Here is a 16,686-nt window from a genome sequence, read left to right on the forward strand (position 1 = left end):
TCAAAAAACCAAAAGAGGATGAGAACATGACACTGAATTTGACTAGACGAACGATGATCGCAGCCGCCGGCTTCACCGCATTGACCTTCATCGGCCTGTCCGGCGCCCAGGCCCAGGAAAAGAAGACCGTCGCACTCGTACAGATCAACCAGCAGGCGCTTTTCTTCAATCAGATGAATGAGGGTGCCCAGAAGGCAGCCGACGCCGCCGGCGTCAAGCTGGTGATCTTCAACGCCAACAATGAGACGACCGCGCAAAACAGCGCGATCGAAACCTACGTCCAGGAAAAGGTCTCCGGTCTTGCCGTCGTGGCGATCGACGTCAACGGCATCATGCCGGCGGTCAAGCAGGCGGCCGACGCCGGCATTCCTGTCGTTGCCATCGACGCCATCCTGCCTGATGGTCCGCAGAAGGCGCAGATCGGCGTCGACAACGCCGCAGCCGGCGCCGACATGGGCAAGTACTTTCTCGACTACGTCAAGGCGAACATGGGCGGCAAGGCCAAGCTCGGCGTCGTCGGCGCACTGAACTCGTTCATCCAGAACATCCGCCAGGACGGCTTCGAGAAGACCTTGAAAGGCGTCGACGGCATCGAAATGGCCGGCGTCGTCGACGGCCAGAATATCCAGGACAACGCCCTCGCGGCGGCCGAGAACCTGATCACCGCCAATCCCGACCTGACGGCGATCTACGCCACCGGCGAGCCGGCGCTGATGGGGGCGATCGCCGCTGTCCAGAGCCAGGGAAAGCAGGATAAGATCAAGGTATTCGGCTGGGATCTGACTGCCGAAGCCATTGCCGGCATCGATGCCGGCTTCGTCGTCGCCGTCGTCCAGCAAGATCCGGCCGCGATGGGCGGTGCCGCCGTCGACGCGCTCGTAAAGGCCTCGGCCGGCGAGGCCGTCACCAAGACGATTTCGGTACCAATCACCATCGTGACCAAGGAGAATGTCGAGCCGTACCGGGCCGTCTTCAAATGATCGAAAGCGGACAGCATCATCTCGCTGCCGCCGGCTCCGGAGGGCTCGCCCCCTCCGGAGCCGGAACTTCCGGCGGCACCCGATCCGATCCGCGCATCTCGTTGCGCGGTATCCGCAAGTCCTTCGGCTCGCATCAGGCGCTGCGCGGCGTCGATCTCGACATCTTCCCCGGCGAATGCCTGGGCCTCGTCGGCGATAACGCTGCCGGCAAGTCGACACTGACGAAAATCATCTCGGGGACCTACATTCCCGATGCCGGCACGATCACCATGGAAGGCGAGGAGGTCCGCTTCTCCGGCCCCGCGGATGCGCGCGGCAGAAACATCGAAATGGTGTTCCAGGATCTCAGCCTCTGCGACCACATCGATGTCGTCGGCAATCTCTTCCTCGGCCGCGAACTCAGCCGCGGCCCGTTTCTCGATACCAGGACGATGCTGTCCGAAGCTCGCAAGATGCTGGATTCGCTGGAAATCCGCATCCCGAGACTGACCGGCAAAGTCGCCCAGCTATCCGGCGGACAGCGTCAGGCGATCGCCATTGCGCGAGCGGCCTCCTTCAAGCCGAAAGTGCTGATCATGGACGAGCCGACATCGGCACTTGCCGTTGCCGAAGTCGAAGCGGTTCTCGCATTGATCAACCGCGTCAAGGCGAACGGGGTCTCGGTGATCCTTATCACCCACCGGCTGCAGGATCTCTTCCGGGTCTGCGACCGCATTGCGGTGATGTATGAGGGCACGAAGGTGGCCGAGCGGCAGATCGGCCGCACCAACCTCGAGGATCTCGTCCATTTGATCGTCGGTGAAGGAGCCAGGCAATGACGGCTTACACGGAACGCGGCCACGGATCTCGGGCCGCCGATTTCTTCGGCGAACATGCGCAAGTGCTGTCGATCGCCATCTTCTTCCTGGCTTGCATGATCTTCTTCTCGATCGGCAGCGAGACCTTCTTCACGCTCGGCAACATCCTGAACATCGTCCGGCAGGCCGCCCCCATCCTGATCGTCGCCATCGCCATGACCTTCGTCATCATTACTGGCGGTATTGATCTGTCGGTCGGCTCGCAGGTCGCCCTTGTCAATGCGGTTGCGGCAATCGTCATGGCGATGGGAATTCCCTGGCCGTCCGTGGTCATCGGCATGCTGGTGCTCGGCGCGTTTATGGGTCTGGTTCAGGGCTGGTTTGTCGCCTATCAGGGCATTCCGGCCTTCATCGTCACGCTCGCCGGCCTCTCGATCCTGCGCGGCCTGGCGCTCTATCTGACCCAGGGATATTCCATCCCGATCAAGGATGCGCCGGGCTTCTTCGCGCTCGGCCGGGGCGAAATCCTGAGCTTCCCGATCCCCGCAGTCATCGCCCTCATCATCGCCATTCTCGGCTATGTGATCATCACAGCGACGAAATACGGCCGGCAGGTCGTGGCGGTCGGCTCCAACATGGAAGCGGCACGGCGTGTCGGCATGCCCGCCAAATGGATCATCGCCTCGGTCTATATCATCTCCGGCATCGCCTGCGCGGTCGCCGGCCTGCTGATTGCCGCCCGGCTCGGCTCCGGCTCGTCCAATGCCGCCGTCGGTTTCGAGTTGCAGGTGATTGCGGCCGTCGTTCTCGGCGGAACGTCGCTGATGGGCGGACGCGGCACCATCCTCGGCACGGTGCTCGGCACGCTGACCATCGCCGTCATCGGTAACGGCCTGATCCTGATGCACATATCGCCGTTCTTCACCCAGATCGTCACCGGCGCCATCATTCTCGTCGCCATCTGGCTGAACACCCGCATCTTCACCACCAATTTCCGTTTCGGAATGGGCAGGAAAGGATGAGGCGATGAATGAACAGGCAGCAGATAGCTTGTCCGAAGCGCATGTCCGCTCCGGCAAGGTGATGACCGTCACCGGTCCGATTTCGGCGGATGCGCTCGGCGTGACGCTGATGCACGAACACATCCTCAACGACTGCCGCTGCTGGTGGCACGCGCCGAAGGCGCCGGAGCGGCAATATCTGGCCGAACGCTTCGTCTGCATGGAGATCCTCGGCGAACTCCGGCAGGATCCCTTCGTCAACAAGCACAATATCACCCTCGACGACGAACATCTGGCGGTGGCCGAACTCAAGGATTTCGCCGGCGCCGGCGGGCGCACGGTGGTGGAACCGACCTGCAAGGGCATCGGCCGCGATCCACTGGCGCTCCAGCGTATTTCGAAAGCATCCGGCCTCAACATCGTGATGGGGGCGGGTTATTATCTCGGCTCCTCGCATCCGGAGGGCGTCGCGGCAATGAGCGTCGAGGACATCGCGCGGGAAATTGTCCGTGAGGCGAGGGAAGGCGTCGACGGCACCGGCGTCAGGATCGGCCTGATCGGCGAGATCGGCGTCTCGTCGGATTTCACCGCCGAGGAAGAGAAATCGCTGCGCGGTGCTGCCCAGGCGCAGGTGCTGACCGGACTTCCCATGATGGTGCATCTGCCGGGCTGGTTCCGTCTCGGCCATCGCGTGCTCGACGTGGTGGCAGAAGAGGGTGCGGATCTCAGCCACACCGTCCTTTGCCACATGAACCCGTCGCATGACGATATTGCCTATCAGAGCGAACTGGCGGAGCGCGGCGCCTTCATCGAATACGACATGATCGGCATGGATTTCTTCTATGCCGACCAGCAGGTGCAGTGCCCGAGCGACGAAGAGGCTGCGCGCGCGGTCGTGCGTCTCGTCGAGGCCGGTTATCTCGACCGGATTCTTCTGTCGCACGACGTCTTTCTGAAGATGATGCTGACGCACTACGGCGGCAACGGCTACGCCTACATCCTTCGCCACTTCCTTCCGCGTCTTCAGCGGCACGGCCTCGACGGGACGGTCCTAAACGAGATGATGCGCGGCAATCCGCGCCGCGTCTTTCACGCCGGAGCCTAGCTCCATCAATGCAATCGATCACAGGTAACCGGAAGACTATGACAAAGAAAATCCTCCTTGTCGGCGAGAGCTGGGTTAGCTCCGCCACGCATTACAAAGGCTTCGACCAGTTCGGCAGCGTCACCTTCCATCTCGGCGCCGAACCGCTGGTCAAGACGCTCGCCGGCAGCGCCTTCGAACTCACCTATATGCCGGCGCATGAGGCGGTGGAGAAGTTCCCCTTCGATATATCCGGGCTCGACTCTTACGATGCCATCATCCTCTCCGATATCGGCGCCAATTCGCTGCTGCTGCCGCCGGATGTGTGGCTGCATTCGCGCACGGTGCCGAACCGGCTGAAGCTGCTGAAGGCATGGGTGGAAAAGGGCGGCGGCCTGCTGATGGTCGGCGGCTATTTCTCCTTCCAGGGCATCGACGGCAAGGCGCGCTGGCGGCGCACCCCTGTCGAAGACACGCTGCCCGTCACCTGCCTGCCCTATGACGACCGCGTCGAGATTCCCGAGGGAACCGTTGCCGAGGTGGTGAAGCCTGAGCACCCGACGATGCAGGGCCTCGAAGGCGCCTGGCCGGTGCTTCTCGGCGTCAACGAGGTCGAAGTGCGCAACCGTGCGGATGTCGAAGTCATCGCGCGCTTGCCGCAGGATCAGGGTGGCCATCCGCTGTTCGTCGTTGGCACGCACGGCACTGGACGAACGGCGGCCTGGACGTCGGATATCGGCCCGCACTGGCTCTCGCCTGCCTTCTGCGAATGGGAAGGTTACGGCCGGCTGTGGAAAAACATCCTCGGCTGGCTCACCGAGAACCAGGCGTGATTTCAGCACGCGGCAGAAATTGGAAAGGGAATGACATGCAGGAAATTTCGGACAGATCATCCAACGCCGTCAGGGACATCTTCGGCAGGGAGAAGGTTCTGATCGGCATGATCCACTGCCCGGCCTTTCCGGGTGCACCCCGCTACAGGGCTGCTGCGATGGACGCGATCTACGACGCGTGCATGCGCGACGCCGAAGCCTGCATGGAAGGCGGCCTGCATGGGTTGATCATCGAAAATCACGGCGACGTGCCATTCTCGAAGCCCGAGGATATCGGCCCCGAGACGACGGGTTTCATGTCCGTCGTCACCGACCGGATCGCGCGCGCGGCCGGCATTCCGCTCGGCGTCAACGTCCTTGCCAATGCGCCGATTCCAGCCTTCGCCATCGCCATGGCCGGCGGCGCCAAATTCATCCGCGTCAATCAATGGGCCAATGCCTATGTTGCCAATGAAGGTTTCATCGAGGGCAGGGCCGCCGAAGCCATGCGCTACCGCTCGCTGCTCAGGGCCGAGCACATCAAGGTTTTTGCCGACAGCCACGTCAAACACGGCAGCCACGCCATCGTCGCCGACCGCTCGATCCAGGAACTGACGCGTGACCTCGCCTTCTTCGATGCCGACGGCGTCATCGCCACCGGCCAGCGAACCGGCAATTCGGCGACGATGGAGGAAATCGAGGAGATCGGCGCAGCGACGCATCTGCCGCTGCTCGTCGGCTCCGGCGTCAACAAGGACAATATCGTCGATATTCTGAGCCGCACCAACGGCGTCATCGTCGCCTCATCGCTAAAACATGGCGGTGTCTGGTGGAATCCTGTCGATATCGAGCGGGTGCGCGCCTTCCGGGCGGTTGCCGAACCGGGACTGGAGGGCTGAGCATGGCCAAGGAGAGCCTTTCAGACCGCATTCTACGTGAGAACGACGCCGTCTTCCGGACGATGCTTGGCCACCGTTTCGTCGAGGACGTGAAGAACGACACCTTGAGCAAGGAGGCTTTCGAGCGTTATCTCGTCTACGAAGGCGCCTTCGTCGACAGCGCCATCTCGATCTTTGCTTATGCGGCGGCGACCGCCAAGACGATGACGCAGAAGCGCTGGCTGATCGCGGTTCTCGACGCGCTGGCAACCGAGCAGATCAGCTATTTCGAACGCACCTTCGCCAGCCGCGGCATTGATCCTTCTTCCTTCGACACCGGCATCGCCGAGGTCGAGGCCTTTCGTACCGGCATGTTGGAGATCGCTCGCCAGGGCGGCTTCCTCGACACGGTCGCGGCGATGTTTGCGGCCGAGTGGATGTATTGGACATGGTCGAAGGAAGCGGCTACCCGCTCGATCAGCGATCCGCTGCTGAAGGAATGGGTCGAGCTGCATGTCGATCCTAATTTCGCCGCCCAGGCGCAATGGTTGAAAAATGAACTCGACATGGCAGGAGAAACCCTGGAAGAGGATGAAATGGCTCGATTGAGCGCGATCTTCGGCCAGGCGATGCAGCTCGAGATCGATTTTCACAATGCGCCTTATCTTTAGCTTCAGCCTTGCGAAAGCGGATGCATGCGTGCCTACATAGTCGGCAATGTCGCCATCGACGAAACCATCGCCGTTTCCGAACTTCCGGTCATTGGTGCCTCCATCCTCGGCACTGCCGGTGGCAGCGATCTCGGCGGCAAGGGCACCAACCAGGCGGTCGTCATGGCCCGCTGCGGCGTTCCGACAACGTTGGTGGCGCCTGTCGGTTGGGATGCGAGGGCCGAGACGATCCGCCACTACCTCGCGGAGGAACCGCTTCAGAGCGACCTGATCGAAATGCAAGATACATCGAGCGACGTCTCGATCATCTTCCGGCTGCCGGGCGGTGAAAATGCCATCGTCACGACGACGGAATCAGCGCAGAGCCTGTCCCTGTCCCATGTCGCACGAAGCCTGTCGACCGCCGGTCAAGGCGATCTGATGATGCTGCAGGGAAATCTGTCCGATCAGGCGACCCGCGACATCCTGGAGCAGGCAAGAGCGATCGGCATGATCACCGCCTTCAATCCCTCGCCGGTGCGTTCCTATTTCTCCGATCTTTGGGGGTTGATCGATATAGCGTTCCTCAACAAGGGTGAGGCCCAGGCCCTGACAGGAACGACAGGCCGCGATGCTGCCGAATATCTTTTGAGCCGGGGCCTGCGCGAAATCGTTCTGACCCTCGGCAGCGACGGCGCGACGCTTGTCAATCGGCGCGATAGCATTGAAGTGCCCGCCCGAGCCTGCGATGTGGTCGATACGACGGGTGCGGGCGATACGTTTATGGCCGTGGCGCTGGCATCCTGTGGGCTGCGAGGGGGACGGCTGGACAGGCAGGCCATCGAGCATGCCGCCGCCGCCGCCGCTATCACCGTCTCTCGGCACGGGACCAGAAAGGCGTTTCCTACGGTTTCCGAGCTTGAAACGATCTTGAAATAACCGGCTTGACGCCATTATGTTGACGCTGACAAACAAACTCTGCGTTCTCGTCGACTGTTGGATGGCGTTTGACGGCAATGGCAGCGGACAGCTTCATCAAACCATCATCAGCCTCTGCGAAGGGATGGGCGCCTCGTAGCTCACCCCGTCATATCAGCAGCAATCCGGACTCTTCTCATGGCATCCTCTCCGATTTCCGCGCGTCTTTCCCCGACCGCATCGTCCCGCCTCGCCGTGCTTGCCGAAACGGTCATAAAGGCGGGCGAAACCGCCCGCGGCTCGCTGCGGCGACGAACATCGGCCGAAATGCTGGCCAAGGCGCCGCGCGACTATCAGACCGAGATCGATGTCGCCGTCGAGCGGATCATCGTCGACGAGATGACGAAGGCTTTTCCGGATTATGCCATTCAAGGCGAGGAAGCCGTCGGCAACCGCACGGCCGGGCCGGAAACACCCATCATCTATATCGATCCGATCGACGGCACCACCAATTATGCCTGGGGCCTTCCGCATTTCGGCATGACGATCGCAATCGCCGAAGGCGGCAGGCTCGTCGCCGGCGTCGTTTATGACGCGATGCAGGACGAGCTGTTCAGCGCCGAGCTCGGCGGCGGTGCCTATCTCGACGGCGAGCGCATCCGCTGCGCCGAGGTCGGCGACATCGAAAACGTGCTTGTCGGTGCAGGCCTGCCAATCCCGGGCCAGGTCAAGGCGGTCGCCGAAGCGGCCTATTTCGACGCCATCAAACGGCTGATGGCCAACACGGCAGGCGTACGCCGCCTCGGCTCGGCGGCGCTGTCGATCGCCTATGTCGCCTGCGGCCGGCTGGACGGATTCTTCGAGGACGGGCTCTCGATCCATGATTTCGGCGCCTCGGCGCTGATGGTCGAGGAGGCAGGCGGCATCGTCACGCGTTTTTCCGGTGCCGCCGTCGACGGGCCGGGCGATATCCTCGCCGCCAGCAAGGCATTGTATCCCTGGCTCAAGGAAGGCTTCGCGACGAAGGCGTAACTTAGACCGGCAACAGCCGCCCAAGGTCCGCATCGCCCCTTGCCGTCATCGATTGATGGACGAGTTCATTGTTGCGGTAGACGAAAAAACTGGTGCAGCTCGGCTCGACCTTCATTCCGGTCCGAATCCGATCGTCCGGCGCCACCATCGCCTTCAAGCGGCTGCCGTCGGCCAGATCGACATCGACCATCTTATGCGTGCCGAAATCGACGACGCGATGGACCGTCGCGGCATCCGGCCGGTCCGAGGACCGGATCATCAGCGCTTCAGGACGGGTGGCCAGCGTCACGGGTCCGTCCTCGATGGGGATCGCAAGCGGGAAGAGCGGATGCTCGCAGGCGCCGTTTCTGGTGTGGCTCTCGACGAAATTCATCGAGCCGATGAAGCCGGCGACGAAGGCTGTCTGCGGCTGCCGGTAGATAGTGCTCGGCGGCGCGATCTGCTCTGTGCGTCCGTCGCGCATGACGACGATGCGGTCGGCGAGCGCCAAGGCTTCGTCCTGGCCGTGGGTAACGAAGAGCGTGGTGATGCCGAGGCGCTGCTGGATATCGCGCACTTCTTCCCGCAGCCTTTCGCGCAGGTGCTGGTCAAGGCTGGCGAAGGGTTCGTCGAGCAACAGGATCTTCGGCTCGAGCACCAGCGAGCGGGCAAGGGCGACGCGCTGCTGCTGTCCGCCCGACAGTTGCGTCGTCATCCGCCGCCCGTAATCGGCAAGGCCGACCAGATCGAGCGCATTCTCGACACTCTGACGAATTTCGGATTTCGGCAGCCGGCGAAGCTTCAGACCGAAGGCGATATTGTTGAAGACATCCATATGCGTCCAGAGCGCGTGGCTCTGGAACACCATGCCGGTCGGGCGCCGCTCGGGCGGCAGGCTCGTCACATCCCTGCCGTCGATGCGGATCGTTCCGCCGCTCGGACGCTCGAAGCCACCGATCATTCTGAGGAGCGTCGATTTGCCGGAGCCGGAGGGGCCAAGCAGGCAGACGAGTTCGCCGTCGCCGACTTCGAGCGAAAACTCGCGAACGGCAAAGGTGCTTCCGAACAGCTTCGAAACGCCCTCGATCATTAGATGTGCCATTCTCAAACCTTTCCTCAATTGGCGCCTCTCACGCACCAAAACCTCTCGCGAACGCGCCAGTGCCGATGACGCGGCGCGCAAACATCAGCGCGATGAAGGACGGCAGCCACAGCATGACGGAGAGCACGGCGCCATATTGCACGACGATCTGATTGTTGATGAAGCTGATCATCAGCACCGGCATGGTGCGGATCCCAGGCGCGCCAATCAGCCAGGCGCCTTCGGTTTCGTAGAAGGTGCCGACGAAGGTCAGAAGCAGGGCGGCGGTGATCGTCGGTGCGGCCTGCGGCAGCGTGATCGACCAGAAGACGCGCAGCGGCGTGGCGCCGGCATCGCGGGCTGCCTCTTCCATGCGTCGGTCGACATTCTGGAAGGCTGCGACCGGAATCCAGATCATCAGCATCAGCGTGCCGACAAGCTGGATCAGCACAACGCCCCAGAAGGTGCTGATCAGGCCGAGCTGCAGGAAGATGCCGGCAATGGCGACGAGCAGGCCGAATTTCGGGAAGGCATGCGATGCGAGAAACGACAGGAACAGGATATTTCTGCCGGGAAAGCGCATGCGCGCGAAAGCATAGGCGGCGGGAAGGCAGATGACGGCGGAAAGGGCGGTCACCGTCGCGGTCAGCCGCAGACTGAGCAAGAGAGCATCCCAGACATCCGAGCGCGCCAGCGTCTGGCCCCAGAAGCGCAGGCCGAATTGCTGCGGGATCACCGACGGGTAACGCCAGACCTCGGTGAAGGCCCATGTGCCGACGACGATCAGCGGCAGCGCGATGAACAGCGTCAGCAGGCATGCGAAGAGCATGCCGATCCAGTCGAAGCGAAGGCCGATGCCCGGTCTAGTTGTTCTCATGGCCGGACCTCCCGGTTGCGGGCAATCGACCGGATATAGAAGATGCCGAAGACCAGGCAGAAGGCGAATGTGATGACGGCCTGGGTCATGGCGTTCAGCGGGTCGTTCATGTCGGCGAAGGTGCGCTGCATGAACGGCCCCATCATCTCCGGCGATGCCGGGCCGAGCACATAGGGAAGGGTGAAGGCGGAAAAGATGCCGAGCACCGCAAAGGAAGCAGTGACCAGCAGGGAATTGCCCATGCGCGGCAGAATGATCGAGACGAAGACCCGAAGCGGCCCTGCGCCGACGTCGCGGGCGGCCTCGATGGCGCTGTTCGAAACCGAGGAGAGGCCGGCCGTCAGCATCAGCACCGTCAACGGAAGATTGTCCCAAACGAGGCCGATCACCGGTCCCCACGGCGTCAGATAGGGCGTGCGCAGCTTGGGCAGGCCGACGGCGTTCAGCAACAGGTCGACGGTGCCGTTCGGCCCGATGGTCCTGATCAGCGCATAAGCAAGAATGATTGACGGCACGAACATCGGGAAGATCGCAAGAGCCTGCACGTAGGCAGCAAGGCGACCTTGCGAGAAGCGAAGGTAAAGCGCGATCGGAAGGCCGATCGCCAGAAGCAGAATGCCACAGACGGCGGTGGTCCACAGCGTCAGCCATAGATTGCCGAGGCTGTAGCCATCGGAAAAGAAGAAGCGGTAGGAGGCGAGCGAGAACTCCGTCGCGCCCTCAGGGCCTCGAACCAAAATCGTGCCGACGACCGCCGAAAAGATCGGGAAGATGATCAGCCATCCAACCAGGAAGACCGGCAGGGCGACGAGGAGGAGCCCGAGGAAGCTCCTCCTGTCGATAGATTGGTGACGGCGCGGTGCCGCCAGCGCGGTATCGGCGGACATCAGGTGCGGCTGATGCCCGGCGCGACGTTGCGATACCAGCCGTCGTTGATCGCCTTTTCCCAATCGCCGCTCGGGAAGGTGGGGATGGTCGACGGAATGACGTCAGCATATTTCTTGCGCAGATCGTCGGAGATATGGTCCCAGGAGATGGCAGGGAAGCCGCCGATCTGGGTGATGATCGCTTCCTGCATTTCCTTCGTCAGCATGAACGCGGCCAGCTTCAGCGCCGCATTCTTGTTGGCGCCGTTCGAGAACACCGTGATGCTGGAGAAGCCGCCGCAAAGGGCGAGATCGCCAAGCTGCACCAAGCCAGTCGTCTCGGGCAGTACGCCCTGCGAGATCGCCTGCAGCACCTGGTCCGACCAGACCGGCACCATGGTGACGACACCCTGGGCAAGCAGCTGGATCGACTGGGTATTGCCTGATGTATAGGCGCCCTTGTCGTAGAGCGAAGGGGCGAGATCGTTGAGCAGCTTCCAGGCCGGCGTCAGCGCCTTGGTGCCGTAGTCCACGGTGAAATTGTCGACCTTGAATTTCTTCGGATCGCGGCCGTTCACCTCATGAATTGCGCGGCGAACGAAGTTGCTGCCCGAACCGCCCTTGTCGGGTCTGTTGTAGATGAACTGGCCCGGATGGGCCTTGATCCAGGTCGTGAGCTGATCCCAGCTTTTTGGGGCATCCTTCGGGTCGAGTTTGGCCGTGTCGTAGGCGAGCAGCACCTGCGAGCCGCGATAGGGAAGCGAGTAGGGGGTATCGAAGGCCAGTGGATTGATGTGGTCGTAGCCTTCGATGTTTTCGGCTGACAATTTCACCCAGAGGCCGGCATCGATACCACCCGCCGGCAAACGCGGATCGAACTGCTCGAAAAGGTCAGCCTGCGGATCGGTCTTCGTCTTCAGCGCTGCGAGCGCGCGGTCGGCGATGGCGCGCAGGCCGTTATTATCGCCGGCATCGGTCACCTTCAGCGGGAGTTCGGGATGCGCCTTTTCGAAGGCAGGGCGGATGATGTTGTTCCAGAGGTCGACGATATTGGCATCCGAACCGCTATAGAGGTCGATCGTGCCGACTGCCGCCGATGCGAAGCGCGGGAGAGCCAGAAGACCCGCCGCAGCCGACGATGTGATCAGAAATTCACGCCTATTCATAACCGTCTCCATCAGGTGTCGAGGCTCTGCCTCGGCGGATTGTCGGAGGCCTTGCTAGCGCCGGCGCGTAACATCGACATGACAGGACCAGGCTGTTCGAAAGGAAATTGCACAGCTGTGCTTATTTCCGCTGTGTGGAAATCGCGGGCCGGAGATACTATCTCTTGGCAAACAAGGAGACATCCAATGACCGAAGAACGTGCAGTGCTCGCCGGTGGCTGCTTCTGGGGCATGCAGGACCTCATCCGCCGGTACAAGGGCGTGATTTCGACCCGGGTCGGCTATTCCGGCGGCGACGTGCCGAATGCCACCTATCGCAACCACGGAAACCACGCCGAGGCGATCGAGATCATCTTCGATCCCGCAAGGATCAGCTATCGCGAAATCCTCGAATTTTTCTTCCAGATTCACGACCCGAGCACGCGCAACCGCCAGGGTAATGACGTCGGCGCGAGCTACCGCTCGGCGATCTTCTACGCCAGCCCCGAGCAGGAGCGTGTTGCCAAGGATACGATCGCCGATGTCGACGCATCCGGCCTATGGCCCGGCAAGGTCGTCACCGAAGTTGTGCCCGTCGGCGATTTCTGGGAGGCCGAGCCCGAGCACCAGGATTATCTGGAGCGGATTCCGAACGGCTACACCTGCCACTTCGTCCGGCCCGGTTGGAAGCTGCCGGTCCGCCAGAAGATCGCCTGAGCCGATCAGGCCTCCATCGCCGCACGGCTGGTTTCCAGAAGTGCGGCGACGAGGTTTGCCCGCGGCGAGGACCGCGTCACGATGATGCCGACCGTGCGCACGGCGGACGAGCGGGGGAGGGGCAGCCTGACGATATCCAATCCAGCCGGCCAGGGCGGCGCCCAATCCGGCACGATCGAGACCCCGAGGCCACGGTTTACCATTACCGCGATCGCCTCCAGCGCGTCGAGTTCATAACGCTCGATGGGGCGGATTCCGATCTCGCGTAAGTATTCATCGGCGATATGGCCGCCCCACTGATTGCGGTCGTAGCGGATGAAGGGCAGGGTCTGCAGCAATTCGAGCGGATCGGCCCCGTTACAATCCCGCGGCGCGATCAGCACGAGCGGCTCCTGGCGCAACCTGTTGAAGCTCAGCGTCTTTTGCATCGGAAATCGCGGTTCGATGATAAACGCCGCATCCAGCGCGCCGTTCAAAACCTCGTCATAAAGATCCATCGAAGCGCCCGGCTTGAGGAAGATTTCGATCAGCGGGTAATCCTGCGCGAGGCGATGAAGAATATCGGGAACGAGGCCGGTCAGCGCCGTATTGATCGCGCCGATCCGCATCTCGCCCGAAATCGTCGCGGTGCCGGCCATCGTTTTCAGATCGCGCGTGTCGCGCACCAGATCCCTGCAGCGTTCGAGAATGGCAAAGCCGGCCTCCGTCGGCCGCATGACGCGGCCGGAGCGCACCAGCAGCCGCACCCCAAGCTCGGCCTCCAATGCGCGAATGCGCTGGGCAACGGCCGCCGGCGTGAGGTTCAGCCGCTGGGCGGCCTCCGCCAGCGAATGGCGCTCGGCAACGACGATGAAGGTTTCGAGAAAGCGTGTGTCCATCGATAGTTTTTCTATCTCCTGAACGAAGCAAAAGCGATATTTTATTTACAGTCCGCTGCTCCGAAATATAGGAGACGAACGGATGGATTTCGGCCTGAAGGATAAGACCGCCCTGGTGCTTGGCGCCGGCGGCGGACTGGGCAACGCGATCGCCGTCAAGCTTGCGCGCGAAGGCGCCAGAATTGCCGCGGCGGATATTGACCTTGCCGCCGCGCAGAAGACCGCAGCCGCAATTGAATCCGAAGGGGGCGGGGCGCTGGCATTGCAATGGGATCTTTCCGATCTCGACTCGATCGATGCGCATGTCGCTGCGATCGAACGCGAATTCGGACCTGTCGATATCCTCGTCAACAATACCGGCGGCCCGCCGCCGACCACCGTCTCCGGCCAGGAGACGGCAGTCTGGAGCCAGTATTTCCAAAGCATGGTGCTCTCCGTCATAGCAGTCACCGATCGTGTGCTGCCGCAGATGCGGGCGCGCAAATGGGGACGGATCGTCACATCGACCTCGTCGGGCGTCGTGGCGCCGATCCCCAATCTCGGCATCTCGAACGCGCTACGCCTGTCGCTGGTGGGATGGTCGAAAACGCTGGCGCGCGAGGTAGGGCGCGACGGCATCACCGTCAACATCGTCCTGCCTGGCCGGATTGCCACCGGCCGCATCACCTTCCTCGACGAGCAGAAGGCCAAGCGCGAAAACCGCTCCATCGATGACGTCGTCGCCGAAAGCACCGGCAGCATTCCGCTCGGCCGCTATGGCCGGCCGGAAGAATATGGCAACGTCGTCGCCTTCCTGGCGAGCGAGCCTGCCTCCTATCTGACCGGATCGGTGATCCGCGTCGATGGCGGCATGATCCAGAGCATCTGACTGAAACCGGATTGGACCCGAGAACCAATGGCCCTTAGCACTGAAGCGATAGCAACACTCAAGGTCGTCTCGACGGCGACACTGACGACCGTTCTTCTAAAGAAAGGCTTGCGCAATGTCTGGATCCGCGGCGCCGTTCCGTTAAAGCCCGGCCAGCCGCGCATCGTCGGCCCGGCCTTCACGCTCCGCTTCGTTCCGGCCCGCGAGGATCTGGCGACGCCGGCATCCTGGGCCTCGCCGATCTCGACGCGCGCTGCAATCGAGGCGATGCCGGAAGGCTGCGTCGCCGTCGTCGACGCGATGGGCGTGACCGATGCCGGCATCTTCGGCGATATCCTCTGCGCCCGCATGCAGAAGCGGGGTGTTGCCGCACTTGTCACCGACGGCGTGGTGCGCGACCTTGCCGGCGTGCTCGACACCGACCTGCCGGTCTGGTGCCGCGGCGTCGCGGCACCTCCCTCGGTTGCCGGCCTCACCTTCGTCGCCTGGCAGCAGCCGATCGGTTGCGGCGGCGTGGCGGTCTTTCCCGATGACATCATCGTCGTCGACCAGGACGGCGCGGTGCTGATCCCGGCCGATCTGCTCGAGGCTGTGTTGGCGGAAGCCCCGGAACAGGAGCGCATGGAAGCCTGGATCATGACCAGGATCGATGACGGCGTGGCGCTGCCCGGCCTCTATCCGATGAACGCCGAAACCAAGGCGCTCTACGAGGCTTCGAAGAAATAATCTCCAAGTCAGTGCGAATGGAAAGGGGTCGCTGCCTCGCGACCCCTTTTGTTTTGGCGCAGATAGAAGCTGCTCCGATAAGCCGCCCCCGCACTTCAATAACGCGGCGCGTAATCCAAACCGCCGTCGATCCGCGTCGGGCGTCCGTCCAGGAAAAGCTCGCCGATGCGCGGCGCCGAGCGGGCGATGATCTTGCCGCGACGGATCACCGCCAGCCGGTTCGGCTTCAGCCGCAGCGCTTCCAGCGTGTCGCTCGCCTGGAGGATGACGAGGTCGGCGTTGCATCCCTTTTCCAGGCCGTAACCTGCAAGCCCCATCGTCTTTGCCGAATTGACCGTCAATGCGTCGAATATTCTCTTCTTGTCGTCGATGCCGGCCATCTGCGCGACATGGATCGCCATATGGCCGACCTCCAGCATGTCGCCCGATCCCATCGAGTACCAGGGGTCCATGACGCAATCGTGCCCGAAGGAGACATTAAGCCCCGCATCCATCAATTCCCTGACGCGGGTCATGCCGCGGCGTTTCGGATAGGTGTCGTGCCGGCCCTGCAGCATGATGTTGATCAGCGGATTGGGGATGACGTTGATCTCGGCCTCCGCCATCAGCGGAATGAGCTTGGAGACATAGTAATTGTCCATCGAGTGCATCGAGGTCAGATGCGAGCCGGCGACGCGCCCTTTGAGCCCGAAGCGGATAGTTTCCGCAGCCAACGTCTCGATATGGCGCGAGTGCGGATCGTCGGTTTCGTCGCAATGCATGTCGACCGGCAGGCCGCGGTCGGCAGCGATGCGGCAGAGCGCCTCGACCGAGGCCGTACCTTCGCCCATCGTCCGTTCGAAGTGGGGAATGCCGCCGACGATGTCGACGCCCATGTCGAGGGCGCGGTTGAGAGTGTCGATCGCGCCGGGCGAGCGGTAATAGCCATCCTGAGGAAAAGCGACCAATTGCAGGTCGATATAGGGCGCGACCTTTTCGCGAACCTCGATCATCGCCTCGACGGTCACCAGTCTGGGATCGCTGGTGTCGACGTGGCTGCGAATGAAGAGCAGCCCCTGCGTGACCGCCAGGTCGCAATAGCGCAACGCACGATCGACCAGCTCTTCTTTCGTCACGATCGGGCGCAACTCTCCCCAGAGCGCGATTCCTTCAAGCAGCGTGCCGGATACATTCATGCGCGGCAGGCCGAGCGACAGGGTGGCGTCCATATGGAAATGCGGATCGACGAAGGGCGGGCTGACCAGCCGGCCTGTCGCGTCGATCTCTTCCCCCGCCTGCGCCTGGAGATTGCGCTCGACAACGATGATCTTGCCGCCCTGGATGCCGATATCGATATTCTTTGAGCCATCGGGGAGATTTGCATTTCTGACGATCAGATCGAACATCGGAACCTCATT

The 16,686-nt window shown here is 62.2% G+C and carries 18 protein-coding genes; 12 read left to right on the forward strand and 6 right to left on the reverse strand.

Annotation, left to right across the window (positions count from 1 at the left end):
• Positions 1–26 precede the first annotated feature (26 nt).
• From HJB89_RS18730 to HJB89_RS18770, 9 genes are all read left to right on the forward strand, one after another.
• Complete coding sequence (locus HJB89_RS18730; RefSeq protein ID WP_164010972.1) at positions 27–980, forward strand: substrate-binding domain-containing protein; 954 nt, start codon at positions 27–29, stop codon at positions 978–980.
• Positions 977–1,798 carry an ATP-binding cassette domain-containing protein gene (locus HJB89_RS18735; RefSeq protein ID WP_221150369.1) on the forward strand — a complete coding sequence of 274 codons (822 nt, stop codon included), beginning with the start codon at positions 977–979 and terminating at the stop codon, positions 1,796–1,798. Before HJB89_RS18730 ends, HJB89_RS18735 begins: the two co-directional genes overlap by 4 nt.
• Entirely contained in the window at positions 1,795–2,799 is a 1,005-nt protein-coding gene (locus HJB89_RS18740) for an ABC transporter permease (protein WP_221150370.1), read from the forward strand. Before HJB89_RS18735 ends, HJB89_RS18740 begins: the two co-directional genes overlap by 4 nt.
• A gap of 4 nt (positions 2,800–2,803) precedes the next feature.
• Entirely contained in the window at positions 2,804–3,883 is a 1,080-nt protein-coding gene (locus tag HJB89_RS18745; protein ID WP_221150371.1) for a phosphotriesterase, read from the forward strand.
• 38 nt (positions 3,884–3,921) lie between these two features.
• A complete protein-coding gene (locus tag HJB89_RS18750) occupies positions 3,922–4,695 on the forward strand; it encodes a glutamine amidotransferase (protein WP_221150372.1) in 774 nt (257 codons plus the stop codon).
• Positions 4,696–4,730: 35 nt separating this feature from the next.
• On the forward strand, positions 4,731–5,573 hold the full coding sequence (locus HJB89_RS18755; protein WP_221150373.1) for a BtpA/SgcQ family protein: 843 nt from the start codon (positions 4,731–4,733) through the stop codon (positions 5,571–5,573).
• A gap of 2 nt (positions 5,574–5,575) precedes the next feature.
• Positions 5,576–6,223: a TenA family protein gene (locus tag HJB89_RS18760; protein WP_221150374.1), complete on the forward strand. Its 648-nt coding sequence runs from the start codon at positions 5,576–5,578 to the stop codon at positions 6,221–6,223.
• A 24-nt stretch (positions 6,224–6,247) separates the two neighbouring features.
• Complete coding sequence (locus HJB89_RS18765) at positions 6,248–7,141, forward strand: ribokinase (RefSeq protein ID WP_221150375.1); 894 nt, start codon at positions 6,248–6,250, stop codon at positions 7,139–7,141.
• A gap of 177 nt (positions 7,142–7,318) precedes the next feature.
• Complete coding sequence (locus HJB89_RS18770; RefSeq protein ID WP_221116178.1) at positions 7,319–8,152, forward strand: inositol monophosphatase family protein; 834 nt, start codon at positions 7,319–7,321, stop codon at positions 8,150–8,152.
• Position 8,153: 1 nt separating this feature from the next.
• Here HJB89_RS18770 and HJB89_RS18775 read toward each other — a convergent pair whose 3' ends face one another.
• From HJB89_RS18775 to HJB89_RS18790, 4 genes are read right to left on the reverse strand one after another with little or no spacing between them, the layout of a single operon-like run.
• Positions 8,154–9,233, reverse strand: a complete 1,080-nt coding sequence (locus HJB89_RS18775; RefSeq protein ID WP_221150376.1) for an ABC transporter ATP-binding protein — start codon at positions 9,231–9,233, stop codon at positions 8,154–8,156.
• Positions 9,234–9,261: 28 nt separating this feature from the next.
• Positions 9,262–10,089 carry an ABC transporter permease gene (locus HJB89_RS18780; protein ID WP_221150377.1) on the reverse strand — a complete coding sequence of 276 codons (828 nt, stop codon included), beginning with the start codon at positions 10,087–10,089 and terminating at the stop codon, positions 9,262–9,264.
• Positions 10,086–10,976, reverse strand: a complete 891-nt coding sequence (locus tag HJB89_RS18785; protein ID WP_221116175.1) for an ABC transporter permease — start codon at positions 10,974–10,976, stop codon at positions 10,086–10,088. The genes HJB89_RS18780 and HJB89_RS18785 overlap by 4 nt, the downstream gene beginning before the upstream one ends.
• Positions 10,976–12,121 carry an extracellular solute-binding protein gene (locus HJB89_RS18790; protein ID WP_221150378.1) on the reverse strand — a complete coding sequence of 382 codons (1,146 nt, stop codon included), beginning with the start codon at positions 12,119–12,121 and terminating at the stop codon, positions 10,976–10,978. Before HJB89_RS18790 ends, HJB89_RS18785 begins: the two co-directional genes overlap by 1 nt.
• A gap of 186 nt (positions 12,122–12,307) precedes the next feature.
• Here HJB89_RS18790 and msrA point away from each other — a divergent pair, with 186 nt between their 5' ends.
• Positions 12,308–12,817, forward strand: a complete 510-nt coding sequence (gene msrA, locus HJB89_RS18795) for a peptide-methionine (S)-S-oxide reductase MsrA (RefSeq protein ID WP_221150379.1) — start codon at positions 12,308–12,310, stop codon at positions 12,815–12,817.
• A gap of 5 nt (positions 12,818–12,822) precedes the next feature.
• On the opposite strand, the gene HJB89_RS18800 is transcribed toward msrA, so the two are convergent.
• A complete protein-coding gene (locus tag HJB89_RS18800) occupies positions 12,823–13,695 on the reverse strand; it encodes a LysR family transcriptional regulator (RefSeq protein WP_221150380.1) in 873 nt (290 codons plus the stop codon).
• An 82-nt stretch (positions 13,696–13,777) separates the two neighbouring features.
• Between HJB89_RS18800 and HJB89_RS18805 the strand changes: the two genes are divergently transcribed.
• Both HJB89_RS18805 and HJB89_RS18810 read left to right on the forward strand, forming a co-directional pair.
• Positions 13,778–14,563, forward strand: a complete 786-nt coding sequence (locus HJB89_RS18805; protein ID WP_221150381.1) for an SDR family oxidoreductase — start codon at positions 13,778–13,780, stop codon at positions 14,561–14,563.
• 27 nt (positions 14,564–14,590) lie between these two features.
• A complete protein-coding gene (locus HJB89_RS18810; protein ID WP_221150382.1) occupies positions 14,591–15,289 on the forward strand; it encodes a ribonuclease activity regulator RraA in 699 nt (232 codons plus the stop codon).
• 95 nt (positions 15,290–15,384) lie between these two features.
• On the opposite strand, the gene HJB89_RS18815 is transcribed toward HJB89_RS18810, so the two are convergent.
• Entirely contained in the window at positions 15,385–16,674 is a 1,290-nt protein-coding gene (locus HJB89_RS18815; protein WP_221150383.1) for an amidohydrolase family protein, read from the reverse strand.
• Positions 16,675–16,686 lie beyond the last annotated feature (12 nt).

The organism is Rhizobium sp. NZLR8, from assembly GCF_019685025.1.
GTDB lineage: Bacteria > Pseudomonadota > Alphaproteobacteria > Rhizobiales > Rhizobiaceae > Rhizobium.

Bases quoted from the DNA above. Each gene is read 5' to 3' on its own strand.
- HJB89_RS18765 (WP_221150375.1), top strand. From the start codon at position 6,248: ATGCGTGCCTACATAGTCGGCAATGTCGCCATCGACGAAACCATCGCC.
- HJB89_RS18745 (WP_221150371.1), top strand. From the start codon at position 2,804: ATGAATGAACAGGCAGCAGATAGCTTGTCCGAAGCGCATGTCCGCTCC.
- HJB89_RS18805 (WP_221150381.1), top strand. From the start codon at position 13,778: ATGGATTTCGGCCTGAAGGATAAGACCGCCCTGGTGCTTGGCGCCGGC.
- HJB89_RS18750 (WP_221150372.1), top strand. From the start codon at position 3,922: ATGACAAAGAAAATCCTCCTTGTCGGCGAGAGCTGGGTTAGCTCCGCC.
- HJB89_RS18740 (WP_221150370.1), top strand. From the start codon at position 1,795: ATGACGGCTTACACGGAACGCGGCCACGGATCTCGGGCCGCCGATTTC.
- HJB89_RS18770 (WP_221116178.1), top strand. From the start codon at position 7,319: ATGGCATCCTCTCCGATTTCCGCGCGTCTTTCCCCGACCGCATCGTCC.
- msrA (WP_221150379.1), top strand. From the start codon at position 12,308: ATGACCGAAGAACGTGCAGTGCTCGCCGGTGGCTGCTTCTGGGGCATG.
- HJB89_RS18735 (WP_221150369.1), top strand. From the start codon at position 977: ATGATCGAAAGCGGACAGCATCATCTCGCTGCCGCCGGCTCCGGAGGG.
- HJB89_RS18790 (WP_221150378.1), bottom strand. From the start codon at position 12,121: ATGAATAGGCGTGAATTTCTGATCACATCGTCGGCTGCGGCGGGTCTT.
- HJB89_RS18730 (WP_164010972.1), top strand. From the start codon at position 27: ATGACACTGAATTTGACTAGACGAACGATGATCGCAGCCGCCGGCTTC.
- HJB89_RS18815 (WP_221150383.1), bottom strand. From the start codon at position 16,674: ATGTTCGATCTGATCGTCAGAAATGCAAATCTCCCCGATGGCTCAAAG.
- HJB89_RS18775 (WP_221150376.1), bottom strand. From the start codon at position 9,233: ATGGCACATCTAATGATCGAGGGCGTTTCGAAGCTGTTCGGAAGCACC.
- HJB89_RS18755 (WP_221150373.1), top strand. From the start codon at position 4,731: ATGCAGGAAATTTCGGACAGATCATCCAACGCCGTCAGGGACATCTTC.
- HJB89_RS18800 (WP_221150380.1), bottom strand. From the start codon at position 13,695: ATGGACACACGCTTTCTCGAAACCTTCATCGTCGTTGCCGAGCGCCAT.
- HJB89_RS18785 (WP_221116175.1), bottom strand. From the start codon at position 10,976: ATGTCCGCCGATACCGCGCTGGCGGCACCGCGCCGTCACCAATCTATC.
- HJB89_RS18810 (WP_221150382.1), top strand. From the start codon at position 14,591: ATGGCCCTTAGCACTGAAGCGATAGCAACACTCAAGGTCGTCTCGACG.
- HJB89_RS18780 (WP_221150377.1), bottom strand. From the start codon at position 10,089: ATGAGAACAACTAGACCGGGCATCGGCCTTCGCTTCGACTGGATCGGC.
- HJB89_RS18760 (WP_221150374.1), top strand. From the start codon at position 5,576: ATGGCCAAGGAGAGCCTTTCAGACCGCATTCTACGTGAGAACGACGCC.